This window comes from Promicromonospora sp. NPDC050249 (assembly GCF_040656015.1).
GTDB lineage: Bacteria > Actinomycetota > Actinomycetes > Actinomycetales > Cellulomonadaceae > Promicromonospora.
Genome location: NZ_JBFAKY010000019.1, coordinates 45,574 through 70,375 on the forward strand (window position 1 = coordinate 45,574; position 24,802 = coordinate 70,375).

Consider the following 24,802-nt stretch of genomic DNA (forward strand, 5'->3'; position numbering starts at 1 on the left):
TCCCCCGCGGCCCGGCGTTCTCCGGCCGGAGTGTCGGCGCCAGACCCCGCTGGTGACCAGCTAGACCACAGGCCGGACGTGGTGCGAGCGAAGCGATGCCTCGCGGTCCGCTCCGCTCGCACCGCGTCAGATGTCGCTACAAGCGACGTCACCCGGCGCGCAGATCGAATTCTCGAAGAGAATGTCGAACGTCCCTTCGTTCCCGTCCGCACGCCAGTGCACCTTGAACCCGTCGGTAGTCGCGCTCTCGGGCGTCAGTCGCTCCATCTCGACCAACAACCTCGAGATTCCGTCGCCCCCCTCCGCCCCGCATCTAGTGGCCACGGTATGCGCGGTGGTATCGAACCCTTCCGCGCTGAGTGACTTGCGAGATGCCGCGAAAGTTTCCCGCTGTGCGTCTACCACCGTGAACGCGGTCACCTCGATGTCGTCAGTGCCGATCGGCTCGACCGCGGTGACCTCTCCCGAGTTCGCGCCATCGACACAGATCGACATCAGTCCGACAGCCAAGGGCGAGTGCTCCGCCACATCGGCCATGGCCGCGGCCTGATCTCCGCTGTCGCCCGAGCTACCCGCCTGCTTTACCTCGGCACCACTCGCCCCAACCGAACAGGCAGAGAACATCAACGCAAGCAGGAGACCCAGCGCCAGAGAACGAGGGGCCCTCACCGAGAGTTTGCCCCAATACTGGCGGACGCAGTGGGGCCATCCAGGTTGCTGTAGCAAATCTTGGCCGGCCCTGACTCCCACACAGACCCAGGAGGCCCACCAAACTGCAGCTTGGTATCGGCATTCCAACCCGATTGAGCGGTCAACGAGATCCCCTTCACGGTCAGTCCGGCCGACATCGTCACCGACTTCGTCCTGCTCTTCGTGTATGTCCAACCACTAGGCGTGTTATCACATCGAGCGAACGAGTGTCGGGTCGCCGTTTTTTCGACCGTCAGCAAGGTCGATATGTTGTGCGGCATCGAAAAGTAACGACGCGTCGGTGTGCAGTCATTGCGCAGGTTCTTGTAATTGACCCTGTTGCCTACGTAATAAGCTCCCGATCGCGGGCCCAGGGTAGCCGTATCATCCATGCTCACGGTCCGGGTACCATCCTGCTTCCAGACACCGTTGATATCAGCCGCAACCCCCATCGTGTGCGATGTTCCATACCCGGAGATCGCCATAGCCTTAAGATTAGGGGTGCCCTGCAACCTCGTTGGATACTCCGCGATGCCACGCGTGTAGTCGATCAGCTGCGCACCGCATGGCATGGGAATCCAGGTACTTGATCCTCGCTTTGCAGCGAGGTCTTGGTTAAATGTCTCGGAGCGGTCGGTAATACCGATCGCAAGTGACGCTGCCGCTTCCCCGCTTGAGAGCTGCTCACCGTCCGCACCTTCCATACTGGTGAAATCGATCGATGAATCCTTCACCCGGCCGGTTCCGAGGTCGATCGAAACGGACGGCTCCACCGCATCGATCCATCCGCCGGATGTACCGAAAGCCGGCCTGTCGCTGGCGTTGGTCCAACTTGATCCATCCGTGATCAGCGAGATGAAATACGAAGCTTCGGACACTGCGTCTGCGATGCGAAGCTCGATGTCGACCTGGCCATCGTCGTTGATGTAGTCGGCAGGAACGGCAGCGGGATCGAGCGAGATCGTGTACTGACCCACCGAGTCGGTCCGCCCAGCAGCCAGAGATGCCGTCCTCACCTGCTCGCCTATCGCGACAGTGTCGAATCGGTCCTGATCGGGCCACGCGACAACCAGGATGTCCGCCGAGGCTGGACTGCCCCCGCGGGTGATAGTTCCATGGATCGCCGACACCCCCTCGGCGGCTGTCGCTTCGCCGCCTCTGAAGCCCTGCGCTGGCGACACAACCAGGACGCCCAGCCCTAGTGCGATCGCTGCGACGGATGAAGGCACCCGTCGCGAGATGTTGTGCTTCATTTCGCGCCTCTCATGATCTTGACCGTGTGATCTGATCTGGGCGCCCCATGACAGGCTCCAGCACCGGCGTGACGTGATCATTCACTGTCGAGAGGCGAGCCGCAACGAAAATCGTCAACCTGACGAGAAATTCATCAGATGTACCGGCGAACACACTATGGCTGCGACGTGGTCGACCTGTTCGCCGACCGTGGCTGTGGCCGGGGCCCGAGCCATCGCCCCGAGCCAGGATCAACCCAGACGCCTTCGATCGTGGCCGCTCCTGCTGCCGTAAGGTCTGAATACTTGTGTGCGCAGTCAGACCCCGCTGGCGACCAGCGGGATGAGCGGCACGTCGGGGTGGGCGCGCTCGAACGCGCGGGCGTGCCAGACGTCGCGCAGCAGGACCAGCGGCGTCCCGTCACCACGCCGCACCACCTCGACACCCGGGTAGCCGGCGATGGTCTCGATGTGCTCCGGCGCGGCCTCGCGGGCGAGCGAGAGCCCCAGCGTCTCCATGCGGATCGGCGCGGAGAACTCGTGCTCCATCCGGAAGGTCGCCACCTCGAACTGCAGCGGGCCGACAGCCGCCAGGATCGGGTTGCCGTCGCCGCGCGCCTCCGAGACGAGGACCTGGACGACGCCCTCCTGCTCCAGCTGGGAGATGCCCTTGCGGAACTGCTTGGAGCGGCCCGGGTCGGCCACGCGTGCGGCCGCGAAGTGCTCTGGGGCGAACACCGGCATCGGCGGGAAGCGCACCTTCGGCCCGGCGGAGTCGAACACCGTGTCGCCGACGGCGAGCGTGCTGGCGTTCACCAGGCCCACGACGTCGCCGGGGTAGGCGTCCTCGACCGTCGACCGCTCACGGCCGAAGACCGACAGGGCGTACTTGGTGGCGAACGGCCGGCCGGTGCGCTCGTGCGTGACGACCATGCCGCGCTCGAAGCGGCCGGAGCAGACGCGGATGAACGCGACGTGGTCCCGGTGGTTCGGGTCCATGCCCGCCTGCATCTTGAACACGAACCCGCTGAACGGCTGGGTGACCGCGCGGTCCCCGCCGTCGACGTCGGGGCGGGCGCCCGGCGCGGGCGCGAGATCGACGACGGCGTCGAGCAGCTGGCGGACGCCGATGTTGGCGAGCGCCGCACCGAACAGCATCGGCGTCGTCGTGCCCGCGAGGAAGGACTCGCGGTCGACGGGCTCCAGGAGCTGCACGCTCTCGACGGCCTCGGTGTGGTCGTCGCCCAGGGCCTCGGCAGCGGCCTGCGGGGTGAGCACGCTCTCCTCGGCGATCGACGCGCCGCCCGGGGCGCGGCGGTAGGTGCGAACCTCGCCGCTGGCGCGGTCGACCAGCCCGAGGAACCGGCCGGCCTCGCCGATCGGCCAGGTGAGCGGCGTCGGGCGCAGGTTGATGCGCTCCTCGAGCTCGTCGCACAGCTCGAGAGCCTCGCGGCCGGGGCGGTCCCACTTGTTGACGAAGGTGATGACCGGCACGCCGCGTCGTCGGCAGACCTCGAACAGCTTGAGGGTCTGCGGCTCCAGACCCTTCGCCGAGTCGAGCAGCATGACGGCGGCGTCGACGGCGGTCAGGACGCGGTAGGTGTCCTCGGAGAAGTCGGCGTGGCCGGGGGTGTCCAGCAGGTTGATCACGACGTCGCCGTACGCGAACTGCAGCGCGGCGGAGGTGATCGAGATGCCGCGCTTCTGCTCCATCTCGAGCCAGTCCGACACGACGCCGGCGCGGTTGCCCTTGCCGTGGACCGCCCCGGCCTCCTCGATGGCGTGCGCGTGCAGCGCCAGCGCCTCGGTCAGTGTCGACTTACCGGCGTCGGGGTGCGAGATCACGGCGATGCTGCGCCGTCGGGCCGCCTCGACCTGTACCGGACGGGTTTCAGAAGTAAGGACGGTCACCGAGACTCACCGATCTGTACGTGCTGCAACAACCACACCTGTCTGATGCTGAACAGCGCCCAACTCTACCTGCCGCACCCGGCGCCCCGTTGAGTGCTGGATATTTGCGCCTCAAACCCCTCACGAGCACAAACAGCAAGCACTCCCCGGAGACTTCCTTGCGTGTATACATCGTGTGTATAGTCTCCCGCATGAGTATCGGACATGCGTTGCTCGGGTTGCTCGAGGGTGGGGCGCGCCACGGGTACGACCTCAAGCGCTCCTACGACGAACGCTTCGGCCACGACCGGCAGCTCGCGTACGGCCAGGTCTACTCGACGCTCGCCAGGCTGCTGAAGAACGGTCTCGTCGAGGTCGAGTCCGAGCCCGGCGCGGGCCCCGAGCGCAAGAAGTACGCGATCACGGACGCCGGTGTGTCCGACGTCGCCGCCTGGCTCGCCAAGCCGGAGAAGCCCGAGCCGTACCTGCAGAGCACGCTCTACACGAAGGTCGTGCTCGCCCTGCTCACGGGCCACGACGCCGAGGACGTGCTCGACACACAGCGTTCGGCGCACCTGAGCCTCATGCGGGAGCTCACGCGCCGCAGGGACGGCGGCGACCTGGCCGACCAGCTCATCTGCGACCACGCGCTGTTCCACCTCGAAGCCGACCTGCGCTGGCTCGAGCTCACCGCCGCGCGCCTGCAGCAGCTCGCCGCCCAGGTCCGCGCGTAGACCGTCCCCGCAGGTCGAGCCCGTCGAGACCCACACCTGGAGACCCCATGCCCGCCGAACCACTGCTCACCGCCGAGAACCTGCACCTCAGCTTCGGCTCCACCACCGCGCTGGACGCCGCATCGGTCGAGGTGCACGCCGGCGAGGTGCTGGCGCTGATGGGCCCGTCCGGGTCCGGCAAGTCCACCCTGCTGCACTGCCTGGCCGGCATCCTCCACCCGGACGCCGGCCGCGTGACCTACGCCGGCCGCGACCTGACCGCCATGCACGACGACGAGCGCAGCGCCCTGCGGCGCAGCGAGTTCGGGTTCGTCCTCCAGTTCGGCCAGCTCGTCCCCGAGCTCACCTGCCTGGAGAACGTGGCCCTGCCGCTGCGGCTGGGTGGCGCACCCCGGCGCGCGGTTCTGAGCAGCGCGAAGGCCTGGCTGGAGCGGCTCGAGGTGTCGGACGTCGCGGACAAGCGTCCCGGGCAGGCCTCGGGCGGGCAGGGGCAGCGGGTAGCGGTCGCCCGCGCCCTCGTGACCAGGCCGAAGGTCGTCTTCGCCGACGAGCCGACGGGCGCCCTCGACTCCCTGAACGGTGAGCGGGTCATGCGGCTCTTCGTCGCGGCCGCCCGGGAGACCGGGGCCGCCGTCGTGCTGGTCACGCACGAGCCGCGCGTCGCCGCGTACTCCGACCACGAGGCCGTCGTCCGCGACGGCCGGGTGCGGGCACGGGAGTACGTCCGATGAGGCGGATCGGCGACCTCGCCCTCGGCATCCGGCTCAGCGTCGGCGGCGGGCGGTCGGGCTGGGTCCGGCTGGCCCTGATCGCCGTCGGCGTGGGGCTCGGGGTGACGATGCTGCTGATCGCGGCCAGCATCCCCACGGTGCTCGACGCCCGCGACACGCGCGACGGGGCCCGTTCCGTGAACACGGATCAGGAGCTGAGCCTCGGCTCGCCGTCGGCCCTCGTCCAGGAGGTCCGGTCGGCGTACCGCGAGGACCCCGTCGTCGGGCTGATGGTCCAGCCGGAGCACGACGGCGCCCCGCTCCCCCCGGGCGTGACCCAGCAGCTCGCGCCGGGCGACCTCGTGGTCTCCCCCGCCCTCGCCGACCTGCTCGCCTCCACCGACGGCGCGGCACTGCGGGGCCGGTGGGGCGACCGGGTGGTCGGCACCATCGGCTCCGATGGCCTGACCGGCCCCGAGGAGCTCAGGTTCTATCTGGGCACCGACCAGCTGACCGTCGCGTCGGCCACCCGCATCCAGTCGTTCGGTGGGGCCGAGTCGCTCGACGAGGGCCTTGACCCGACGCTGCTGCTGCTCGTCCTGGTGGGCATGGTCGTGCTGCTGCTCCCGGTCGCCATCTTCGTCAGCACGGCGGTGCGGTTCGGCAGCGAGAGCCGGGACCGCCGGCTCGCGGCGGTGCGGCTCGTCGGGGCCGACGTCGGCATGACCCGCCGGATCGCCGCCGGCGAGACCCTCGCGGGCGCCGCGGGCGGGCTGGTCGTCGGCACCCTGTTGTTCCTCGCGATCGGCCAGCTGGCGGGCTACGCCGTGCCCGCGAGCATGAGCTTCTACCCGGAGGACCTGCGTCCCGTCCCGGTGCTCGCGGCCCTGACGGTGGTGCTCGTCCCGGTGACGACGGTGCTGGTCACGCTCTCCGCGCTGAAGCAGGTGCTGGTCGAGCCGCTGGGTGTGGTCCGGCGCAGCGGCGGGCGCCGACGGCGGTTCTGGTGGCGGCTGACCTTCCCTGTAGCGGGCGTGGCGCTGCTGACGCCGTTGCTTGGCGGGCTCGACGGCTCCCTGGGCAGCCAGGTGATGGTCGTGGCCGGGCTGGTCCTCGTCCTGGCGGGCGTCGCGTTGCTGCTGCCCTGGCTGGTGGAGGCGACGGTGCACCGGCTGAGCGGGGGCAGCGTCGCGTGGGAGCTCGCGGTGCGGCGCCTGCAGCTGGACAGCGGGACGGCGGTGCGTGCGGTCTCAGGGATCGCCGTCTCCGTCGCCGGGCTGATCGCGATCCAGGGGCTGGTCGGGGCGATCGGGGCGCTCAGCGCCGGGTCGCAGGCCGACACGAGCACGTTCCAGGCAGCGGTGCTGGACATCGAACCGGACGGACGTTCCGCCGGGACGTGGGCGGCTGAGCTGGCCCGGGCCGAGGGCGTGACGGCGGTCGGGGAGCTGACCTCGACGTGGGCACGGACCGAACCCGTCGGCGACGACGAGATGCTCGTCGAGTCCGGCACGTGCGAGGTGCTGGCCCAGGAGGCCCGGCTCGGTTCGTGCGCCGACGGCGACGTGTTCGTCGTCGTGCCGGAGGGTGCGACCGCACCTGCGCCCGGCAGCACCTACCTGCTCGGCCCGGCGGGGAGCGACGGCGGGCGGTGGACGCTCCCGGCGTCGGCGGAGGTGGTGGACCCGCCGAGCGGCGGGGTCAACGCGATGGGCGGGATGCCCGCGCGGATCCTGGTGACGCAAGGAGCCCTGGAGGGGATCCGGCTCGACCCGGAGTCGGTGACCGCGTACGTCGCGCTCGATCCCGCCGTACCGGACGCCCTGGACCACATGCGCACGGCAGCAGCGCAGGTGGACCCGGCCGCGTACGCCTCGCCCATCGAGCAGGAGCGCATCGCGTCCGTCCTGGGCGGCGTGCGGCAGTCCCTGCTGGTCGGGACGGTGGCGCTGCTCGCACTGATCGGGGCGAGCATGCTGGTCAACGTCGTCGAACAGCTCCGGGAACGGCACCGGCTGCTCGCGGTGCTCGTCGCGTTCGGCACGCGCCGTCGGACCCTCGGCGGTTCCGTGCTCTTCCAGGTGGCCATCCCCGTGCTGCTCGGGCTGACCCTGGCCGTCGCGACCGGATCGGGCCTGGCCCTGGCACTGCAGACCGCGGTCGACGCCCCGCTCACGTTCGACTGGGTGGGTGTTGGAGTGACGTCCGGGGCGGCCGCGCTCGTGGTGCTCCTGACCACTGCCGCCGGCCTGCCGCTGCTGTGGCGCCTGACCCGCCCGGAGGCCCTCCGCAGCGAGTAGCCCCCCGCCCGCCCGCCCGGCCAACCGTTGGTCGAGCCTGTCGAGGCCTGGTGGGGTCCCGACAAGCTCGACCAACGGGGGGAAGCCCGACCGGCGAAGGGTGTGGGAAGAGTACTTTTGGCCGGTACCGCGGCCGTACCCGGGGTCACGACGATTGGCGCATGCCCCGATCCTCCGTGGAACCCACCCTCGTCACCATCACCCCGCGAGAACCCTCACGGCCCCGCGTCGTCTCTCTCGACGTCATCCGCGGCTTCGCGCTGTGCGGTATCACGCTGGCCAACATCGTCCCGATCGCCAGCACCGCGATCTCGGACGGCCCGGTCGGCGTCATCGGCCCGGTCGCCGGCGGAACCGACCTGCTCCATCTGCTCGTGGACCACCGGTTCTTCCCGATCTTCTCGTTCCTCTTCGGCATCGGCTTCTCGCTGATCCTGGAGTCCGCGGCAGCCCGTGCACCCCGGCCTCGCGTGGTCCTGGCGCGCCGCCTCGTGGTTCTCCTCGCGATCGGGGTCGCCCACCACCTGCTGCTCTGGCCCGGCGACATCCTCGCCGTCTACGGCATCGTCGGGCTCGTCGTGCTGCTGCCGGCCACCTGGCTGCCTCGCTGGGCGACGCTCGCCCTCGCCGGAGTGTTCCTGGTGGGTGCGCTCCTGGACACCGGTGGCCGGTTCATGCTGGTCCCCGGGCTCTTCCTGCTGGGCTCGGCCCTCACCCGGTACGGCGTCGTCCGCCGGTTCGAGGGATCGACCCGTGTCCCGGCGGTGCTCGGGCTCGTCCTCGCGGTCTGCGCCGTACCCGTCGCCTGGGTCCAGGCCCGGTTCGAGGCCGTCGGCGACATCGACGCCGTCGAGTACCAGATCGCCTACCCGCTGGCCGGCCTGCTCATCGCAGGCGTCTACGTCTGTCTGCTGCTGGTGCTGCTGCGAACGCCCCTGAGGCCGGCGCTCCAGGCCGTGTTCGCCCCGCTGGGCCGCATGGCGCTGACCCTCTACCTCGGCACCAGCGCCATCGTGCTCGCCCTCGCCTACGTGGTGGGTCTCTCCGAGAACTGGTCGTCGAACGAGGTGCTCGTCATCGCGGGGTCGCTCCTCGCGGTCGAGTGGGTGTTCGCCGTGCTGTGGTTCCGCCGCTTCCGCCACGGACCGGTCGAGTGGGCCTGGCGCTGGGCGACGTGGCTGGTCCGTCCCCCGCTGCGCGAGGCGCCCGTCCCGGCGGCCGTCGCGCGCCGCTCCTCGTAGCCTGAGCGCGTGAACACGACCCCCCGCTGGGCGCGACCGGGGAGAGCCTTCGGCGACGTCGCTCTCGCGGTAGTGCTCGCCGCCGTGCTCGTCGCGACGGCCGTCGCGTTGGCGACGAGCTGGGGCGGGTACTACTGGGCGTTCGGTATAGCCGTGGGCGCCGTCGTCAGCGGGCTTGCGCTGCTGCGCCGCCGCAACCGGTTCGTCCTGGCGATCGCCGCCCTGGCGGTGACAGGAACGGCGATCGTCGTGGCCCGGATCGTCGGACTGCCCGAAGAGCCCGCGCCCGCCACGGCACTGGCCCTGGCCGTACTCGTCGCGTCAGGGGTGCGACGGCTCCCCACGGCCGAGGCCACGGCGGTAGCGGGCGGCGGGCTCGCCGTGGTCGCCGGGTCGTGGCTCGCGGCTGTTCCCTTCCTGCTGGCCCCCTCACCGGTATCGGCGGTCTGCGGTGTCTCCTGGCTCACCGCCGTCGCCGCAGGCCTGGGCGGCCGCCTCCTCGTGGCGCGGCGCGAGGCAGCGGTAGAGCGCGTACGCCGCGACGAGCGCCTCGCGGTGGCGCGCGAGCTGCACGACGTCGTCGCGCACCACATCACCGGCATGGTGGTCCAGGCGCAGGCCGCACAGATCGTGGCCGCCAGAGGCCCGGGCGAGGCGGCGCGCATCGCGGAGTCGCTGGCGGGCATCGAGGTGGCCGGCTCGGAGGCGCTCACGTCGCTCCGCCGCGTCGTCGGCCTGCTGCGCGACGCCGACGACGCGTCTCCCGTCGCCCCCGGCCCCGAGTCGCTCAGCGCCCTCGTCCACCGGTTCGGGGACCGCGGCCCGGACGTGCGCCTCCATCTGTCCGACGACGCGGCCGCCTGGCCCACGGAGGTGACCACCGCCGTCTACCGGGTGGTCCAGGAGTCGCTGACGAACATCACGCGGCACGCGCCACAGGCCCGGACGGTGACCGTGGACGTGCGCCACGTCCCGGACGGCCTGACCGTCGAGGTGTCCGACGATGCCCCGCACGCCGGCGTCCGTGCTGCCCGCGCCCTCGACACCGGGAGCGGCTACGGCCTGGTCGGCATGCAGGAACGCGTGGTGTCCCTCGGCGGCACCCTGCGGGCCGGCCCGCGGCCGGGCGCCGGCTGGTCCGTCGTCGCCACGCTGCCCCTGGCCGCGGAGGAGCTCCGATGACCATCAGCGTGCTCCTCGCCGACGACCAGCCCATGGTCCGCGGCGGCCTGCGGACCATCCTGGAGGACCAGCCGGACATCGAGGTCGTCGCGGAGGCGTCCGACGGCGTCGAGGCGGTCGCCCTGGCCCGTCGTCTGCGGCCGGACGTCTGCCTCGTCGACATCCGCATGCCCCGCATGGACGGCATGGAGGTGACCCGCACGCTCGCCGGGCCGGACGTCGCCGACCCGCTCCGGGTCGTCGTCGTCACGACGTTCGACGTCGACGAGTACGTCTACGGGGCGCTCCGCGGCGGCGCCGTCGGCTTCATCCTGAAGGACGCCGGCCCGGCGCTGCTCGTCGAGGCGGTCCGGGCCGCGCACGCGGGCGACGCGCTGGTCTCGCCGTCGGTCACGGTACGGCTGCTGCGGCGGCACCTGACCGGCTCGTCCCGGCCGAGGAGCGGGCCGGGCGGCGCCTCCGCCGTCCGGCCGCTCTCCGAACGGGAGACCGAGGTGGCCCGTGCGATAGCGCTCGGGCGCACCAACCTGGAGATCGGCGCGGAGATGTTCATCTCGCTCAGCACCGTCAAGGGTCACGTCGCCGCGGTCCAGGCCAAGCTCGGGCTGCGCAACCGCGTGGAGATCGCGGCCTGGGCCTGGGAGAACGGCGTGGCGGGTCGCTGAAGCGCCTACGGCCCTGACTCGACAGGTGCGTCGAGTCAGGGCCGCGGGCCTCGGCTAGCTCCTGGCCTGGACCTTGGCCGTCTGCGCGGAGACCGCCTCGCCCGGGAACGCCCCCGGCCGCGACGCCGTCACCCGCACCGACATGCGGTGCCCGATGTCGGCGGGCGTCAGCCGCAGCGTCTTGCGGGTCGCGTCGGCGACCGGCTCGCCGTCCCGGAGCCACTGGTACGTGAACGTGATGCCCCGCTTGTCCCAGGTGCCGGGCGTCCCGGTGAGGGTCCCGCCGACGACCGCCTTGCCCTGGACCTTCGGCGGGCGCAGCGCCGTCGCCTGGACGCCGTCGTAGGGCAGCGGGTCGACGCTCGTGAGCGTCGGCACCACGTTTTCGATGAGGCCGTCGTCGTTGAACGTCAGCCGGTCGATGGTGGTCTCCCGGTGCGTCCCGTCACCGCCCGGCATGCCGAACCGGTGGTAGGCGATGTACCACTCGTCGGTTCCCGGCACCTGCACGATCGAGCTGTGCCCGGTCCCGAGGATGCCCTGGCTCTGGTCCTTCTCGAGGATGACGCCGCGGTAGGTCCACGGCCCGTCGACGCTCGTGGCCGTGGCGTAGCCGACCCGGTAGTCGGCCGACCCGGTGTCGTCGATCGAGTAGGTCAGGTGGTAGAGGCCGTCGCGGTAGTTGAGGAACGTGCCCTCGCGGAAGTCATTGAGGCCGGCGATCCGCCCCAGCGTGTCCTGCTTGATCGACAGCATGTCGTCGCTCAGCTCGGCGTAGACCGGCCCGTTGGACGGCCCGCCGTTGCCCCAGAACAGGTAGTACTTGCCCGTCTCGGGGTCCTGGAACGCCGACGGGTCGATCGCCTGGCCCGACGTGATCGCCTCGTTGTTCAGGACCATCGCTTCTCGCTGCGCGGTGAACGGGCCCTCGGGGCTGTCGGCCACGGCGACGCCGAGCGTCTTGCGGTTGTACGTCGGGTTGTGGCCCGAGAAGTAGAAGTAGTACTTCCCGTCCCGTTCGATGATCGTCGGCGCCCAGGCGTTACCGCTCGCCCACGGCACGTTGCCGTTCGCGCCGTCCAGGGTCAGGAACGGCTCATCCGAGCGCTCCCAGTCGGCCAGGTCCTTCGACTTCCAGACGTAGAACTCCTTGCCGCCCCAGCCCGCGACGCCGTCGGTGGTCGCGTAGAGGTAGTAGTGGTCACCGAACCGCGCGATGTTCGGGTCGGCGTACAGGCCCGGCAGCACCGGCGACCGCATCTCGACGGCACGCACGGTCCAGTCACGGGTGGCGCCGTCCTGCGCGGTCACCGTGAACGTCTTCGCCGTCGTGAGGTCCACGGGACCGGTGACGTCGGGCGAGACCGTCGACGTCGAGACGGTCTCGAAGGCCGGCTCCAGCGCCGTCCGGTCGGTACCCGGGGTGACCGGCAGGGTCACCGTCGAGGATGCCGCGTCGATCACTGCCGGGATCTTGAGGCTGTCGAGCTCGACGCCGGTGATGGCCGTCGGGTCCGCCCCGAGCTCCTGGACCTCGTCCGCCGTCAGTGCCCGGTTGTAGATGCGGAAGTCGCGCACCTTGCCCTTGAGGTACTTGTCGGAGGTGTAGTTGGAGCGGCCGATGTAGTTGGCGGTGGTCCGGCCGTCGCCGATGTCGCCGGGCTGGATCGTGACGCCGGTCCGCTCGCCGACCTTGACGCCGTCGAGGTAGAGCACGGCGGTGCCGTCCTGGAGCGTGTACGTGAGTGTCTTCCAGGCACCGCGCGGCAGGGCGGGCCCGCCCGCCACCGTCTGCTCGGTGCTCCAGTTCCCGGACGCGATGGAGGTCCGGTAGTTGTTGCCGGTGGTGAAGAGGTAGCCGTTGCCGGTGCCCCCACCGTCGGTGTTCCCGAGGCCCCAGATGAAGTACGGCGTCGCCTGGGCAGGGTCCAGCCAGACCTTGGTGGAGACGGTGATCGCGTCGAGGCCCGCCATCATGTTGTTCGGCAGCTTCACGTGACCGTTGTTACCGCCGAGGTTCAGCGCGCCGTCGGCGAAGGTCGCGTCGCCGCTGATCGCGCCGTCGTACCCGTGGCCGGTGCTGTCGGTCGCGACGGCGCCCGACGTCTCGTCGAGCTCGTACTGTGCGACCAGGCCGTTCTCGTCGGCGACGACGGGCGTCGGCTCCTCCGGGATCACCATGCCCTCGCGCAGCGCGGCGAGCTCGGCCGCCGTGACCGGGATGACCGTGCCGTGGCGCGGGCTGGCGGGCAGGTCGTAGTTAGCGGCCACCTGCCAGTCCGGGTTCTCCAGGTCGTCGGTACCGAGGGGGATGTAGCCGCGGCCGCCGTACTCGTCGACGAACAGGTAGTACGGCGAGCCCGACGTATCGCCCGGGTTGGCCTCGAAGACGGTAGGTCCTTCGACGGCGGACGTGCCGGCGTCACGGCCGATGCAGGCGTCCATGAACTCCCAGGACGGGTCGCCCGGCAGGTCCACGGCGGTCAGCGTCGGGGACTTCTCCTGGATGATGTCCGAGCAGCCGGTGCCGCCGCCGCCCTCGTCCTTGGTGAAGCGGTAGTAGGTGTCGTTCTCCTTGATGACCGTGGAGTCGATCCGGGACTCGCCGCGGTCCTGCCAGATCTTGGCCTCGCTGAACGTCACGAAGTCACGCGTGGTCGCGTAGAGCATGCGGTTGTACGCGTTCCCGGTGTGGTTCGGGTCGTCCTCGGCGTACAGCTTCGAGGCCCAGAACACGACGTACTGCTGGAGGGACTCGTCCCAGTACGCCTCCGGCGCCCAGGTGTTGCCCGCGGTGTCGGGCGAGACCTTGATGTGCCGCTGCGCCGACCAGTTGATCAGGTCGGTCGACTCCCAGACCTCAAGGTACTTGCTGCCCTGTCGCTGCGAGCGGTCCCAGTCGCCGTTGCGGCCGATCGAGAGGTCCGTGGCGATCAGGAAGAAACGGTCACCCTCGGGAGAACGGATCAGGAACGGGTCGCGCAGGCCCATCTCGCCCATGGTGGACTCGAGCGTGGGTTGTCCATCGTTGAGCTCGTCCCACTTCAGGGCGTTGTTCCCGCGGCTCGCGGCGAAGTAGATCTTCTCGCCGGCTATCGAGTTGCCGGTGAAGTAGCTGAAGGCGTAGCCCTCGTACGGCGCGGCGGCCGGCTGCTCCCGCACCGTGAGGGGGATCGCGCGCGTGGCTGTTGCGTCGCCGACGGCGGCGGTCGCGGTCAGGGTCACCGTGGTGTCCCCCGTGCCGTGCGCGGGTCGGTCGACCAGGCCGTCGGTGGCGACGACGGCCGGGTCGGACGACGACCAGGTGATTGTCGCGTCGTGCAGGCCGGACGACGGCAGCGTGAGGTGCCCGCGTACGTCGTCGGCGTGGACGATGCTCAGCGCGGCGGCCGCGGCGTCGGCGTCGGCCTGGGCGGCCGCGTCGGCAGCGGTCACGGACGACGTGGTCGTGGTGGCCGTGGCGGGCTCTGCGGCGCTCGCCGGCAGGAACGGGAGCAGGCCTCCGAGCAGTGCCGCGACGGCGCCGACTGCAACGGGGCGTGGGGGCAGAAGGGAACGACTGGTGCTTCTTTGCACGGTGACCTCACAGAAATGTGAACGTTAACAGTGCGCCATACGACCATCGCGGGTGCGCCGTGTCAAGCCTCCGGAAAAACCTTGGCCCGCTCCGGAGTGCGGCTCGTAGGGTCGCTCTCGATGAACGCCATGACGATGAACACGATGATCAGAGAGCGTTCCGCCCGCTAGCGGCGCGGAACGCACTCTCACACCCAGCGCGTGCCCCGCGCCGCCGGCTCCCGCCGGGCGGCGCGTTCGTGCTGCCCGGAACTCGAGTACCGACGACTTCCGGAGCACACCATGTCGCGCAACCGTTCCTCACGTACCTCTGCACGAAACTCCGACCGCAGCCCTTCCCGGGCCGCCTCGTTCCGGGCCGCCCCAGCCGATGGCGCAGGCACCACCGAGGCTCTCCACGACCTGCCGGGCGGTGCCCACGAGCTGGGACAGAACCTCCTGGTCGACACGCAGGTCATCCGCCGCGTCGTCGACCTCGTCCCCGACGCCGACCGGCCGGTGGTCGAGTGGGCGGCAGGACGCGGGGCGCTCACCCTGCCGCTGGCGCGCCTGGGCCGCCCGCTGGAGGCGGTAGAGATCGAACCGCGCTCGACCGGGCGGCTCAGCCGGGTGGCCCCCGGGAACGTCACGGTGACGCGGGACGACATCCTGCGCCACGCACCGCCGTCGGGCCCCTACGACCTCGTGTGCAACGTGCCGTTCCACCTGACCACACCGGTGCTGCGGCGCCTGTTCACGCTGCCCGGCTGGCAGCGCGCCGTGCTGATCACGCAGTGGGAGGTCGCGCGCAAGCGCGCCGCCGTCGGCGGCACCACGCTCCTGACCGCCCAGTGGTGGCCCTGGCTCTCGCCCCGCCTGGACCGCCGCATCCCCGCCGGGGCGTTCCGGCCACGGCCGAGCGTGGACGCCGGGCTGCTCGTGATCGACCGTCGTGCGGAGCCGCTGCTGCCCGTGCGCGAGCAGCGCGGCTACCAGCGATTCGCCGCGGCGGTGTTCAACGGACGTGGCCGCGGGCTGCACGAGATCCTCGCGCGGCAGGGCATCGCCCGGGACGACGTCCGGCGGTGGGCGCGCGAGCACGGCGTCGGCCCGAACGCGCTCCCCCGTGAGCTGGACGCCCGTGCGTGGGCGGTGGCGTACCGCATGAGCAGGCGATAGGCCGCTGGCCAGCGCCGATCCATCACACCATGCCCAGCGGATCGTCATGTCGGTACGGTCGAATGGTCCCCATGACACGGACCTCCTCGTACCGCCCTCGCCATCGCTGGATCATCGCTGTCATCTCGGTGGTCGGCGGGCTGGCGTTGCTCGGGGTGGTCGGCGAGCTCGTCCTGCGCGGCATCATCGACGACCGGATCGCGAGCGCCCAGGCGGACCTCCCTACGGGCGTCACCGTCGCGCGGGACGACACCCCCGCGCTCTGGCAGGTCGCGACCGGTCAGGCCACCGTGTCGGTGCGGGTCTCCCCCGAGGCCCTCACCGACACGGCGCGCACCGCCACCGACCTGCCGGACCTCCAGGTCACGTCGGAGGCCGGGGACCTCGTCGCACGGCTACCGCTCTCCATCGCGGGCAGTGAGCAGACGGTCGACGTGCTCCTCTCCGTGGTCGCAGAGGGCGGCCAGGCCGTCCTTCGCGCGGACACGGTCCGGCTCGCCGGGCTCAGCATGCCGGTGGCCACGCTCGCGGAGCAGCTCGGCAACGACCAGCTGGACCGGCTGGTCGAGGGCGTGGCGTTCCCGGAGGGTGCGGACATGCAGCAGGTGGAGATCTCGTCGGCGCGCACCACCGACGACGGGCTGGAGCTCGGGGCCGAGGTAGCCATGTGGTGAGCCCGGCGACGGGCCGGACGTACGTGCCAGACTGCCCATATGGGACGTCGGACATTGATAGTGGTCATCGCCGTGCTCGGCGTCGTTCCCGTGCTCAGCGGGCTGCTCGGGATCGTGGGCGGGCCTGCGGCACTGCCCGACGGCGAGGCGGTGAACGCCACCGTCGACGGCGAGTACCGGTTCACCAACGTCTTCTGGCTCGCCGCGGGGCTGCTCATCTGGTGGAGCCTGCGCCGGCCTCAGGAGCGCGCTGCCGTGACGCGCGTGATCCTCGCGATCGCATCGCTCGGGGCCATCCCGCGGCTCATCTCCATAGCGGTGACAGGCTGGCCGCACCCGGCGTTCATCGGGGCGCTCGTCCTGGAGCTGTTCGTCGTGCCGCTGGTGATCTGGTGGCACGTGCGGACGTTCCCGCCGTCGGGCACGAACGCCTGACGCGGCTACGTGGTTGCCCGCGCCGAGCTTGAAAAGTCGTCGTCGCTCGAACCGACGGCATGCAATCCTCCGCCCATGCACCTGTCGCCCGTCGTGCCATGAGCACGTTCACCGACCACACATGGCGCACCACTGTCGCGAAGGCGACCGTCGACGGACGGCCCTTCCGTGTGGTGCGCCCTGCCCGACCAGTCACTGACGCGTCACTCCACGAGGACTGGCACGGTGCACACCTGAGCGTCCACAAGAACTTCGCCCGCGACCTTGCCGCCGCGTGGTGGTTGGCGGCACGTTCTCCACGCTCCCTGATCCACCTACCGCTTCGGAGCTCGGGTCACATCGACGGCGACGGCGACACCAGGCCGCTCGACCTCGTCCTGCTTCACCACAGCCTGGGCTTCCGGCCCGCCAGCTGGAAAACCCTCCGCGCCCGCACGAGTACGGGAGGGTCGCCACATACGGTCGAGCTTCCAGAGGGTTCGCTTCGGGCCGCTACGGATGACGATCACGCCGCCGTGCACTACCGCGAGCACCTGGACCGCCTGCACTGGACGGTTGCGACGGACACCCTTTTCATCACCGGGAGTCGCGACGCATTCGCGCTGCAAGCATCCCAGCTGCGGTCTCTCGTCGAAGACAGCCCCTCGTTCCTCGCCGAGCGACCACAAGGCCACTTCTGCGCTGAGATCAACCTCGGTGCCCAGGGATTCAAGCAGCATGACCGCAGCCCGAATGCCGTACTGCACATCCAGATCTGCGAGACGCACCGCTGAGGCACTTCGCGGGATATGCCGAGACCGGCGTCAGCTGAGCACCAGGCTCGCGATCTTCCCGTCGCGCAGCTCGAACTTGAACGGCCCGGTCCCGTTGAACCGGTTGCTCGTCACCATGATGTTCGCCGTGTACTCGCCGTGCGCCGACCCGGGCTGCACCGAGATCAGCTCGAACTGGCTCTGCATCCCGATGTTGTCGGTCTCGTTCCAGCTCCGGACACCGTCAGGGCCGTGAAACTCACGCCCCCAGTCGTTCAGGTAGGCGTCGTCCGTGAAGGTGGCGACGAACCGTTCGGTGTCGGCCGCGTTCGTGGCGTCGACGAACTCCTGGATCACGGGCGGGATGACGGCGGGCGTGTCGTTGACAGCCATGCAAACCTCCAAGGTACTCGGTCGCCTCGACCTTAGGCACAGTTCTGCCCGTCAGCCAGGGCTCAGTGATCCATGGTCAGCTCGTAGAACCGCCAGAGATGCTGCAGCTCGGCAGGGATCTCGGAACCCTCGTAGGGCGAACGCTCCACGAACCCGCGCGACTCGTAGAGCCGGTGGGCCCCGTGCATGAACCGGTTGCTGTCCAGCCGGACCGTCGGCGCCCGCAGCTCGCCGCGGGAGAGCTCCAGGAGCCAGTCCAGCATCGCCGAGCCCACATGGGCTCCGCGGTACTCAGGGCGTACGAACATCCGCTTGATCTCGACGGCGCCGTCGCCCTGTACCCGCAGGGCCGCGACGCCCGCCGGTACGCCGCCGACGTGCGCGAGCGCGATCACGCCGGACGGCCTGCGGAACCGGTCGAGCGCCGCGGGCGTGTGCCGCGCGTCGCCGCCCATCGCGAAGCCGTAGGTCTCCTCGAACGTGGCGAGCGCCTACGCCATGTACTCCGTCATGAGCTGGAGCACGACGGCGTCGTCGGCGGCGGACGCCTCGCGGATCCGAGGCTGGATCAGGGGCTGGATCTGGGGCTGGTTCAACACGCCGTTCCTTCCTGGTCGTGGGCGAAACTCTAAACGTTTCAGCGGGTGGTTTTAACCCGCCCGGCCTCCGCACAGTGGTCCTGCACCGCGCCGTGGCGGGCTCCGCCAGGCGCACCCGCCCGAGCACCTGGAGGAACCATGTCCATCCGTGCGCACAAGCGCAGTATCACGCTCGCCATCACCGCGGCGCTGGTCGCCCCGTTCGCCATGGTGGCCGCGGTCACCGCGGACACCATCACAGCGGCGCCGGCGGCCGCACACGGTTCGGTGACCGACCCGCCCACCCGGAACTACGGGTGTCTCCAGCGCTGGGGCAGCGACCACCTGAACCCCGAGATGGCCAACATCGACCCGATGTGCTGGGGTGCCTGGCGGCACGACCCCAACGCCATGTGGAACTGGAACGGCCTCTACCGGGAGAACGTGGGCGGCAACCACGAGGCGGTCATCCCGAACGGGCAGCTCTGCTCGGGTGGCCGCACCCAGTCGCCGCGATACGACTACATGGACACCCCCGGCGAGTGGGTCGCCAAGGACGTCCCGCAGCAGTTCCACCTCACCCTGACCGACCAGGCCCGGCACGGTGCCGACTACCTGCGCATCTACGTCTCGGAGCCCGGTTTCGACCCGACGACGGAGGCGCTCGGCTGGGACGACGTCCAGCTGGTCAAGCAGACCGGCAGGTACCCGTCGCAGGGCACGTACGAGACCGACGTCAACCTGTCCGGCCGCAGCGGCCGGGCCGTCCTGTACACGATCTGGCAGGCCTCCCACCTCGACCAGCCGTACTACCTGTGCTCGGACATCAACATCGGCGGCGGTGCGACCGCAGGCGCGGCTGAGGCCGGGCCCGAGCCGGTCGTCACGACAAAGGTCGCGACGACGGCGGCCGCCGGCTGCCGCCTCGGTCAGTTCGCCGCCTGACCGCGGCGGAGCAGGAGACGACAGCACCTCTCGTGTCGACAGTCGGCCTCGGCCCCTCAGCGGACCGGGGCCGACGTCGTGTCCGGGTGCAGCCCGTGCCCCTTCGACGCCGCTCCGATGACCCCGAACGCATAGGCGTGATCGATACCTGAGACAGATCTTGTCTCACAGTCCCAGCCCGCGTAATCTGCTCCAGGCGGGCCGATGGCTCGCTACGGAACACGCAGCCGCGCGGCCGTCCGGCCGCCCACGCAGGGAGGACGTCTTGAGCACCGTGCGCTCCGCACTCCCCACCTCGGCCCTCGCCCCGACCCGCACCGCCGCCGCGCACTCCATGTGCGTGTCCGACTGCTGCCCCAGAGGCTGTCTGTAGAGCGTCCGCTTCCGCGCCCGACCACACCGGCTCAGCCGAGCGTGGCCCAGGCGCCGGCGCGATGCTCCGGTCACACCCAAGCCCCAGACGCTCCACGCCAGTCCCGAGGCACGTATCCGCACGACCCGGGCGCCGACGTCGGACATGCACGACTCCAGCCAGACCCGCCACACAGTGAAGGAAGAACACATGGCCCGCATCTATGACGACGCGACCAAGCTCATCGGCAACACCCCGCTCGTCAAGCTCAACCGCTTGACCGAGGGTCTCGAGGCGACGGTTCTCGCGAAGCTCGAGTTCTACAACCCGGCCAACTCCGTGAAGGACCGCATCGGCGTGTCCATCATCGACGCCGCCGAGGCGTCCGGTGAGCTCAAGGAGGGCGGCACGATCGTCGAGGGCACCTCTGGCAACACGGGCATCGCCCTGGCCTGGGTCGGCGCGGCACGTGGTTACAAGGTGGTCCTGGCGATGCCGGAGACCATGTCCAAGGAGCGCCGCGCGCTGCTGCGCGCCTACGGCGCCGAGCTGGTGCTCACGCCGGGCGCCGAGGGCATGAAGGGCGCCGTCGCGGCGGCCGAGAAGATCGCCCAGGAGCGCCCGGGCGCCATCCTGGCCCGCCAGTTCGCCAACGAGGCCAACCCGAAGATCCACCGTGAGACCACGGCCGAGGAGATCTGGGCCGACACCGACGGGAACGTCGACATCCTGGTGGCCGGTATCGGCACGGGCGGCACCATCACCGGTGTCGGCCAGGTGCTCAAGGACCGGAACCCCGACATCAAGATCGTCGCGGTCGAGCCCGAGGAGTCGCCCATCCTCAACGGCGGCGCCCCCGGCCCGCACAAGATCCAGGGCATCGGTGCCAACTTCGTGCCGGAGATCCTCGACACCAAGGTGTACGACGAGGTCATCGACATCAACCTCGCCACAGCCATCGACACCGCCCGCCGCTCGGCGAAGGAGGAGGGCCTGCTGGTCGGCACCTCCTCCGGTGCCGCCCTCTCGGCAGCCCTCCAGGTCGCGAAGCGCCCGGAGAACGCCGGCAAGACGATCGTCGTGATCGTCCCGGACTTCGGCGAGCGCTACCTCTCCACCCCGCTGTTCGAGGGCCTGGTCGACTGATGGCGCGGGCGCGCGGGCTGTTCCGGGTTCTTGCCGAGGACCTGGCCGCCGCGCGCGCCCACGACCCGGCCGCGCGGTCGAACCTGGAGGTCGCGCTCGCCTATCCCGGCGTGCACGCCCTCTGGGCCTACCGCGCGGCGCACCGCATGTGGCGGGTGCCGTCCCTTCGCCTGCCCGCGCGGCTGCTCTCGCAGCTCGCGCGGGCGGCGACCGGGATCGAGATCCATCCCGGCGCCCGGTTGGGGCAGCGGCTCTTCATCGACCACGGCATGGGTGTTGTCATCGGCGAGACCGCCGTGGTGGGCGACGACGTCATGCTGTATCACGGCGTCACCCTGGGCGGCCGGTCGCTCAACCGCGGCAAGCGTCACCCGACGCTCGGCGACCGCGTGACCGTCGGCGCAGGCGCGAAGGTGCTCGGCCCCGTGTGGGTGGGCGACGACGTGCAGATCGGCGCCAACGCCGTCGTCGTGAAGGACGTACCCCCCGGAGCCGTCGCCGTGGGCATCCCCGCGCGGATCCGGGTGCCGAACGCGCCGGTGGCCGAACGCCCTCGGCACGAGGACCCGTCGGAGCTCATCGAGTACACGATCTGACCGGCGGCTGCTGACCGCCCGCCTCAGCGCAGGCGGTCCGCGTGCTGCTGCGCCAGGGCGGGCGGCGCCGTGGCGAGCCAGGCATCGACCAGGGCTTCCCGTAGACCCGCCTCGTCGATGACGTCGAGCTGGATCAGCATCCCCGCGAAGCCGTCGAAGTGCGCGATCGTGAAGAACCCCGGCCGCTCCTCGGCCAGGATCGCCTCCTTCTCCCCCAGGTCCTCGACCCGCACGCCGAGGATCGGACCCTCCGGCACCGGCTCGTCGCCGAACCGCTTGAGGTCGGCCTTGGTGAACGGGCGCTCCCACGCGAACGCCTTGCGCCCGACCGACCAGGCACGGTGGCGCCAGCTCAGACCCTCGGCGGTCTCGGGCAGCGCGAGGGCGAGCCGGGCGACGTCGTCGTAGGTGGCCACCGTTCCACCGTATCCATTGCCGCCGGGCGCGCTCGGCGGAACGCCGTCGGGTGAGCCGGTAGGGTGTGGGCAGTATCTGGGACGCGCCGTCCCAGGTAAGACGTTCCCACGACGAGGTGACCCCACATGCGCATCGGATTCCAGACCGGTTACTGGTCCCGCAAGCCCCCGAAGGGCATCCAGCAGTTCATCGTGGCCGCCGACAGGCTCGGCCTCGACTCGGTCTGGACGGCGGAGGCCTACGGCTCCGACGCCTTCTCGCCGCTGGCCTGGTGGGGCTCGCGCACCAAGAACGTGCGGCTGGGCACTGGTATCGCCCAGCTGTCGGCCCGCACGCCGACGGCGACCGCCATGCAGGCGCTCACGATGGACCACCTGTCCAAGGGCCGGTTCGTGCTGGGCCTCGGCGCCTCCGGGCCGCAGGTCGTCGAGGGCTGGTACGGCCAGCCGTACAAGCGGCCGCTGGCCCGCACACGCGAGTACGTCGACATCGTGCGGCAGGTGATGCGCCGCGAGGCGCCGGTGACCCACGACGGCTCCTTCTACCAGCTGCCCCTGTCCGCGGAGGCGCCCGGCGCGATGGGGCTGGGCAAGGCCCTCAAGCCCACGGTGCACCCGTTCCGTCCCGAGATCCCCATCATCCTGGCCGCGCAGGGCCCCAAGAACGTGGCCCTCGCCGCCGAGATCGCCGACGGCTGGATGGCCGGCTTCTACGCACCCCGCATGGACGACGAGTTCCGCGCGCTGCTCGCCGAGGGTTTCGACGCCCGCTCGGAGGAGCGTTCGGCGGCCGACGGGTTCGAGGTCGCGGCCACGGTCCCCGTCGTCGTGCGGGACGACGTCGAGGCCGCCGCCGACGTCATCCGCCCGCACATCGCCCTGTACGCGGGCGGGATGGGCGCCAAGGACGCGAACTTCCACAAGCAGTCGCTCGACCGGCTCGGCTACAAGGAGCCGCTCGACAAGGTGCAGGAGCTGTACCTCGCCGGGCGCAAGGAGGAGGCGGCCGCTGCCGTCCCGACGCAGCTCGTCGAGGAGATCGCTCTGGTCGGTCCGATCGACAAGATCCGGCGCGAGCTGCCGGCCTGGGAGAGCACGGCGATCACGACGATGCTCGTGCAGGGCGACCCGGCCTCCATGCTGGCGCTGCTGTCGGCGTCGCAGGACTCCTCGCTCGGCGGGCGGGCACGCTCGACGACGTCGGCGCTGCTCTCGCGGGTGGCCCCGAAGAAGGTCTGACGGCGGCGGGGGTCTCGACAGGCTCGACCCCGTTGGTCGAGCCTGTCGAGCCCCCAGCTCTCAGTCGTCCTCCGGGAACCACACCGCGCGCCTCAGGTTCACGCGGCGGCCGTCGCGGGACAGCGGGCAGCCCTCGGCGCGCAGCGCGTCCAGGGCCTCGGTCAGGTGATGCTGAGGCGGAGATCCTGCGGCGTTCACCACCCGCCACCACGGCACCCGGTCTTCGTCGGACACGGGTGCATCGTCGTCCTGGTCGTCGTCCGCGACGAGGTGCGCGTACCGGCCACCGGACCCGGCCAGAACACTCCCGACCTGCCGCGGCCCGCCCCGGCCGAGGTCCTCGCCGACGATCTCGGCGATCAGCCCGTACGTCATCGCGCGGCCCGAGGGGATGCGCCGGACGACGTCGAGCACCGCGGCGGCATACTCCTCGACGTCGGTGAGCTGGGTTCCGGGCGGCGAGTCGGTCACGGATGCGATCGTAGACGCGGACACCGACAGCGAGACCAGCAGCGCGGCGACGGGCAGTTTTCCACTTGCCCGCTGGTGGCACGATCGACGCATGGCACTTCCTCAGATCGCCCTGCCCGACGGCTATCGCTGGCGCACGCTGACCAAGGACGACCAGCGGCTCGTGACCGAGCTGGACACGTGGGCGTTCCCGTCGGGCCTCGCCCACGACGACATCGACGCCACCCCGTCACCGCTGACCTGGGAACGCGCGATAGCGATCGAGGCCGAAGGCTTCGACGGCCTGGCGGCGCTGCACGCGTCCTACCCGTTCCAGCAGTTCCCCGTGCCCGGCGCCGAGCTGCCGACCGCCGGCCTGACCTGGGTGGGCGTGCATCCCCAGCACCGCAGGCGCGGCCTGCTGACGGCGATGATCGACCTGCACCTGGCGCGCTCCGCCGAGCGTGGCGAGGCGCTCAGCGCCCTCTTCGCCGCCGAGGCGCCGATCTACGGCCGGTTCGGCTACGGCCACGCTGCCGACGACCTCCGCCTGGAGATCCCGCGCGGCGCAGCCCTACGGGACGTGCCGGGCGCGGAACGGCACACGATCCGCCTGGAGGTCGCCACGCGCGAGAAGCACGGCGAGCTGGTCGACCGCCTCCACCGCGCGGTCGGTGCCGCCCCGACGGGCCTACCGGGGATCAACCGGCCGGGCTGGGTCACCCGCGAGACCGAGGAGCTGCAGGCCATCCTCTGGGACGACTCCCCGGTCTTCCGCGAGGGGCGTGAGTCCCGGCGCATCATGATCGTCGAGCTCGACGGCGAACCGCGCGGCTACGTCACGTTCCGCCGCACCATGAACTGGGAGCTCAGAGGCCCGCGCGGGCGGGTCCACGCCGGCGAGGTCGTCGCGCTCGACGCCGCAGCGGCCCGGGCCCTGTGGGGCGCGCTGCTCGATCTCGACCTGACGAACGAGGTCACGCCGTTCGTCCTGCCCGTGGACGACGTCATCACCAATCTCCTGGTGGACCTCCGCGCCGCCGTCCCGCGCACCCCGGACAACGTCTGGGTGCGGCTGGTCGACGTCGCCGGCGCGCTCGCCGGACGCCGGTACGCGGCCGACGTCGACGTCACGCTCGCCGTGACCGACGCGCGGCTGCCCGCCAACGCGGGCGTCTACCGGCTGCGGGCCGAGGCGTTCGGCGAGGCGTCGGTGGAGCGGGTCGACCCCGAGTTCGAAGCCCCTGACCTGTCGCTCGACGTGCGCGAGCTGGGCGCCGCGTTTCTCGGCGGCAGGTCGCTCGCGGCGCTGGCGGCCGCCGGCCTCGTCACGGTGCACCCACGTCCCGGGCAGCCGACGAACGCGCTGGCCCGCGCGAGCGCTGCCTTCGGCTGGCCGATCGCGCCCGGATCCTCCTGGGTCTTCTGACCCGCCCCACCCTTGTGGT

23 protein-coding genes are annotated in these 24,802 nt (G+C 70.7%); 15 read left to right on the forward strand and 8 right to left on the reverse strand.

Going from position 1 to position 24,802, the window contains the following annotated elements:
• Nucleotides 1–126: 126 nt before the first annotated feature.
• The 3 genes from AB0I32_RS16620 to AB0I32_RS16630 form a co-directional block, all read right to left on the reverse strand.
• On the reverse strand, nucleotides 127–537 hold the full coding sequence (locus tag AB0I32_RS16620; RefSeq protein WP_357507877.1) for a hypothetical protein: 411 nt from the start codon (nucleotides 535–537) through the stop codon (nucleotides 127–129).
• A 128-nt stretch (nucleotides 538–665) separates the two neighbouring features.
• Entirely contained in the window at nucleotides 666–1,943 is a 1,278-nt protein-coding gene (locus AB0I32_RS16625) for a hypothetical protein (protein ID WP_357507879.1), read from the reverse strand.
• Nucleotides 1,944–2,240: 297 nt separating this feature from the next.
• The gene (locus AB0I32_RS16630; RefSeq protein ID WP_357507881.1) at nucleotides 2,241–3,833 is read right to left on the reverse strand and encodes a peptide chain release factor 3; all 1,593 of its coding nucleotides are present in this window, start codon (nucleotides 3,831–3,833) and stop codon (nucleotides 2,241–2,243) included.
• 191 nt (nucleotides 3,834–4,024) lie between these two features.
• Here AB0I32_RS16630 and AB0I32_RS16635 point away from each other — a divergent pair, with 191 nt between their 5' ends.
• The 6 genes from AB0I32_RS16635 (at nucleotide 4,025) to AB0I32_RS16660 (ending at nucleotide 10,644) form a co-directional block, all read left to right on the forward strand.
• A complete protein-coding gene (locus AB0I32_RS16635; protein WP_357447535.1) occupies nucleotides 4,025–4,546 on the forward strand; it encodes a PadR family transcriptional regulator in 522 nt (173 codons plus the stop codon).
• Between the two features lie 47 nt (nucleotides 4,547–4,593).
• Nucleotides 4,594–5,277, forward strand: a complete 684-nt coding sequence (locus tag AB0I32_RS16640) for an ABC transporter ATP-binding protein (protein ID WP_357507883.1) — start codon at nucleotides 4,594–4,596, stop codon at nucleotides 5,275–5,277.
• Complete coding sequence (locus tag AB0I32_RS16645; protein WP_357507885.1) at nucleotides 5,274–7,556, forward strand: FtsX-like permease family protein; 2,283 nt, start codon at nucleotides 5,274–5,276, stop codon at nucleotides 7,554–7,556. The genes AB0I32_RS16640 and AB0I32_RS16645 overlap by 4 nt, the downstream gene beginning before the upstream one ends.
• A gap of 161 nt (nucleotides 7,557–7,717) precedes the next feature.
• The gene (locus AB0I32_RS16650; RefSeq protein WP_357507887.1) at nucleotides 7,718–8,797 is read left to right on the forward strand and encodes a DUF418 domain-containing protein; all 1,080 of its coding nucleotides are present in this window, start codon (nucleotides 7,718–7,720) and stop codon (nucleotides 8,795–8,797) included.
• Between the two features lie 9 nt (nucleotides 8,798–8,806).
• Entirely contained in the window at nucleotides 8,807–9,979 is a 1,173-nt protein-coding gene (locus tag AB0I32_RS16655) for a histidine kinase (RefSeq protein ID WP_357507889.1), read from the forward strand.
• Nucleotides 9,976–10,644, forward strand: a complete 669-nt coding sequence (locus tag AB0I32_RS16660; RefSeq protein ID WP_357507891.1) for a response regulator transcription factor — start codon at nucleotides 9,976–9,978, stop codon at nucleotides 10,642–10,644. Before AB0I32_RS16655 ends, AB0I32_RS16660 begins: the two co-directional genes overlap by 4 nt.
• Before the next feature lie 54 nt (nucleotides 10,645–10,698).
• Here the strand turns inward: AB0I32_RS16660 and AB0I32_RS16665 are convergent, their stop codons facing one another.
• Entirely contained in the window at nucleotides 10,699–14,079 is a 3,381-nt protein-coding gene (locus AB0I32_RS16665) for a family 43 glycosylhydrolase (RefSeq protein ID WP_357507893.1), read from the reverse strand.
• Nucleotides 14,080–14,502: 423 nt separating this feature from the next.
• Here AB0I32_RS16665 and erm point away from each other — a divergent pair, with 423 nt between their 5' ends.
• The 4 genes from erm to AB0I32_RS16685 all read left to right on the forward strand — a co-directional run bounded on the left by erm (nucleotide 14,503) and on the right by AB0I32_RS16685 (nucleotide 17,260).
• The gene (gene erm / locus AB0I32_RS16670; protein ID WP_357507896.1) at nucleotides 14,503–15,378 is read left to right on the forward strand and encodes a 23S ribosomal RNA methyltransferase Erm; all 876 of its coding nucleotides are present in this window, start codon (nucleotides 14,503–14,505) and stop codon (nucleotides 15,376–15,378) included.
• 71 nt (nucleotides 15,379–15,449) lie between these two features.
• The gene (locus AB0I32_RS16675) at nucleotides 15,450–16,052 is read left to right on the forward strand and encodes a hypothetical protein (RefSeq protein ID WP_357507898.1); all 603 of its coding nucleotides are present in this window, start codon (nucleotides 15,450–15,452) and stop codon (nucleotides 16,050–16,052) included.
• Between the two features lie 39 nt (nucleotides 16,053–16,091).
• Nucleotides 16,092–16,487, forward strand: a complete 396-nt coding sequence (locus tag AB0I32_RS16680) for a DUF4345 domain-containing protein (protein ID WP_357507900.1) — start codon at nucleotides 16,092–16,094, stop codon at nucleotides 16,485–16,487.
• A gap of 98 nt (nucleotides 16,488–16,585) precedes the next feature.
• On the forward strand, nucleotides 16,586–17,260 hold the full coding sequence (locus AB0I32_RS16685) for a hypothetical protein (RefSeq protein ID WP_357507902.1): 675 nt from the start codon (nucleotides 16,586–16,588) through the stop codon (nucleotides 17,258–17,260).
• 30 nt (nucleotides 17,261–17,290) lie between these two features.
• On the opposite strand, the gene AB0I32_RS16690 is transcribed toward AB0I32_RS16685, so the two are convergent.
• On the reverse strand, nucleotides 17,291–17,632 hold the full coding sequence (locus AB0I32_RS16690; RefSeq protein WP_357507904.1) for a nuclear transport factor 2 family protein: 342 nt from the start codon (nucleotides 17,630–17,632) through the stop codon (nucleotides 17,291–17,293).
• A gap of 62 nt (nucleotides 17,633–17,694) precedes the next feature.
• Nucleotides 17,695–18,087, reverse strand: a complete 393-nt coding sequence (locus AB0I32_RS16695; protein ID WP_357507906.1) for a GNAT family N-acetyltransferase — start codon at nucleotides 18,085–18,087, stop codon at nucleotides 17,695–17,697.
• A gap of 282 nt (nucleotides 18,088–18,369) precedes the next feature.
• On the opposite strand from AB0I32_RS16695, the gene AB0I32_RS16700 reads away from it, so the two are divergent.
• The 3 genes from AB0I32_RS16700 to epsC all read left to right on the forward strand — a co-directional run bounded on the left by AB0I32_RS16700 (nucleotide 18,370) and on the right by epsC (nucleotide 21,249).
• Nucleotides 18,370–19,155 carry a lytic polysaccharide monooxygenase auxiliary activity family 9 protein gene (locus AB0I32_RS16700; RefSeq protein ID WP_357507908.1) on the forward strand — a complete coding sequence of 262 codons (786 nt, stop codon included), beginning with the start codon at nucleotides 18,370–18,372 and terminating at the stop codon, nucleotides 19,153–19,155.
• 562 nt (nucleotides 19,156–19,717) lie between these two features.
• Nucleotides 19,718–20,653 carry a cysteine synthase A gene (gene cysK, locus AB0I32_RS16705; RefSeq protein ID WP_357507910.1) on the forward strand — a complete coding sequence of 312 codons (936 nt, stop codon included), beginning with the start codon at nucleotides 19,718–19,720 and terminating at the stop codon, nucleotides 20,651–20,653.
• Complete coding sequence (gene epsC / locus AB0I32_RS16710; RefSeq protein ID WP_357507912.1) at nucleotides 20,653–21,249, forward strand: serine O-acetyltransferase EpsC; 597 nt, start codon at nucleotides 20,653–20,655, stop codon at nucleotides 21,247–21,249. Before cysK ends, epsC begins: the two co-directional genes overlap by 1 nt.
• Nucleotides 21,250–21,272: 23 nt before the next feature.
• On the opposite strand, the gene AB0I32_RS16715 is transcribed toward epsC, so the two are convergent.
• The gene (locus AB0I32_RS16715) at nucleotides 21,273–21,665 is read right to left on the reverse strand and encodes a hypothetical protein (RefSeq protein ID WP_357507914.1); all 393 of its coding nucleotides are present in this window, start codon (nucleotides 21,663–21,665) and stop codon (nucleotides 21,273–21,275) included.
• Between the two features lie 126 nt (nucleotides 21,666–21,791).
• Here AB0I32_RS16715 and AB0I32_RS16720 point away from each other — a divergent pair, with 126 nt between their 5' ends.
• On the forward strand, nucleotides 21,792–22,904 hold the full coding sequence (locus tag AB0I32_RS16720; RefSeq protein ID WP_357507916.1) for an LLM class F420-dependent oxidoreductase: 1,113 nt from the start codon (nucleotides 21,792–21,794) through the stop codon (nucleotides 22,902–22,904).
• Nucleotides 22,905–22,964: 60 nt separating this feature from the next.
• On the opposite strand, the gene AB0I32_RS16725 is transcribed toward AB0I32_RS16720, so the two are convergent.
• A complete protein-coding gene (locus tag AB0I32_RS16725) occupies nucleotides 22,965–23,375 on the reverse strand; it encodes an MGMT family protein (RefSeq protein WP_357507918.1) in 411 nt (136 codons plus the stop codon).
• Nucleotides 23,376–23,466: 91 nt separating this feature from the next.
• On the opposite strand from AB0I32_RS16725, the gene AB0I32_RS16730 reads away from it, so the two are divergent.
• On the forward strand, nucleotides 23,467–24,783 hold the full coding sequence (locus tag AB0I32_RS16730) for a GNAT family N-acetyltransferase (RefSeq protein WP_357507920.1): 1,317 nt from the start codon (nucleotides 23,467–23,469) through the stop codon (nucleotides 24,781–24,783).
• Nucleotides 24,784–24,802: the final 19 nt, after the last annotated feature.

Excerpts from the sequence above, each read along its gene's own strand:
- AB0I32_RS16680 (WP_357507900.1), top strand. The coding sequence starts at position 16,092 with ATGGGACGTCGGACATTGATAGTGGTCATCGCCGTGCTCGGCGTCGTT.
- erm (WP_357507896.1), top strand. The coding sequence starts at position 14,503 with ATGTCGCGCAACCGTTCCTCACGTACCTCTGCACGAAACTCCGACCGC.
- AB0I32_RS16625 (WP_357507879.1), bottom strand. The coding sequence starts at position 1,943 with ATGAAGCACAACATCTCGCGACGGGTGCCTTCATCCGTCGCAGCGATC.
- AB0I32_RS16640 (WP_357507883.1), top strand. The coding sequence starts at position 4,594 with ATGCCCGCCGAACCACTGCTCACCGCCGAGAACCTGCACCTCAGCTTC.
- AB0I32_RS16675 (WP_357507898.1), top strand. The coding sequence starts at position 15,450 with ATGACACGGACCTCCTCGTACCGCCCTCGCCATCGCTGGATCATCGCT.
- AB0I32_RS16720 (WP_357507916.1), top strand. The coding sequence starts at position 21,792 with ATGCGCATCGGATTCCAGACCGGTTACTGGTCCCGCAAGCCCCCGAAG.
- AB0I32_RS16645 (WP_357507885.1), top strand. The coding sequence starts at position 5,274 with ATGAGGCGGATCGGCGACCTCGCCCTCGGCATCCGGCTCAGCGTCGGC.
- AB0I32_RS16660 (WP_357507891.1), top strand. The coding sequence starts at position 9,976 with ATGACCATCAGCGTGCTCCTCGCCGACGACCAGCCCATGGTCCGCGGC.
- cysK (WP_357507910.1), top strand. The coding sequence starts at position 19,718 with ATGGCCCGCATCTATGACGACGCGACCAAGCTCATCGGCAACACCCCG.
- AB0I32_RS16620 (WP_357507877.1), bottom strand. The coding sequence starts at position 537 with ATGGCCGATGTGGCGGAGCACTCGCCCTTGGCTGTCGGACTGATGTCG.
- AB0I32_RS16650 (WP_357507887.1), top strand. The coding sequence starts at position 7,718 with ATGCCCCGATCCTCCGTGGAACCCACCCTCGTCACCATCACCCCGCGA.
- AB0I32_RS16700 (WP_357507908.1), top strand. The coding sequence starts at position 18,370 with ATGTCCATCCGTGCGCACAAGCGCAGTATCACGCTCGCCATCACCGCG.
- epsC (WP_357507912.1), top strand. The coding sequence starts at position 20,653 with ATGGCGCGGGCGCGCGGGCTGTTCCGGGTTCTTGCCGAGGACCTGGCC.
- AB0I32_RS16730 (WP_357507920.1), top strand. The coding sequence starts at position 23,467 with ATGGCACTTCCTCAGATCGCCCTGCCCGACGGCTATCGCTGGCGCACG.
- AB0I32_RS16685 (WP_357507902.1), top strand. The coding sequence starts at position 16,586 with ATGAGCACGTTCACCGACCACACATGGCGCACCACTGTCGCGAAGGCG.
- AB0I32_RS16690 (WP_357507904.1), bottom strand. The coding sequence starts at position 17,632 with ATGGCTGTCAACGACACGCCCGCCGTCATCCCGCCCGTGATCCAGGAG.
- AB0I32_RS16635 (WP_357447535.1), top strand. The coding sequence starts at position 4,025 with ATGAGTATCGGACATGCGTTGCTCGGGTTGCTCGAGGGTGGGGCGCGC.
- AB0I32_RS16695 (WP_357507906.1), bottom strand. The coding sequence starts at position 18,087 with ATGGGCGGCGACGCGCGGCACACGCCCGCGGCGCTCGACCGGTTCCGC.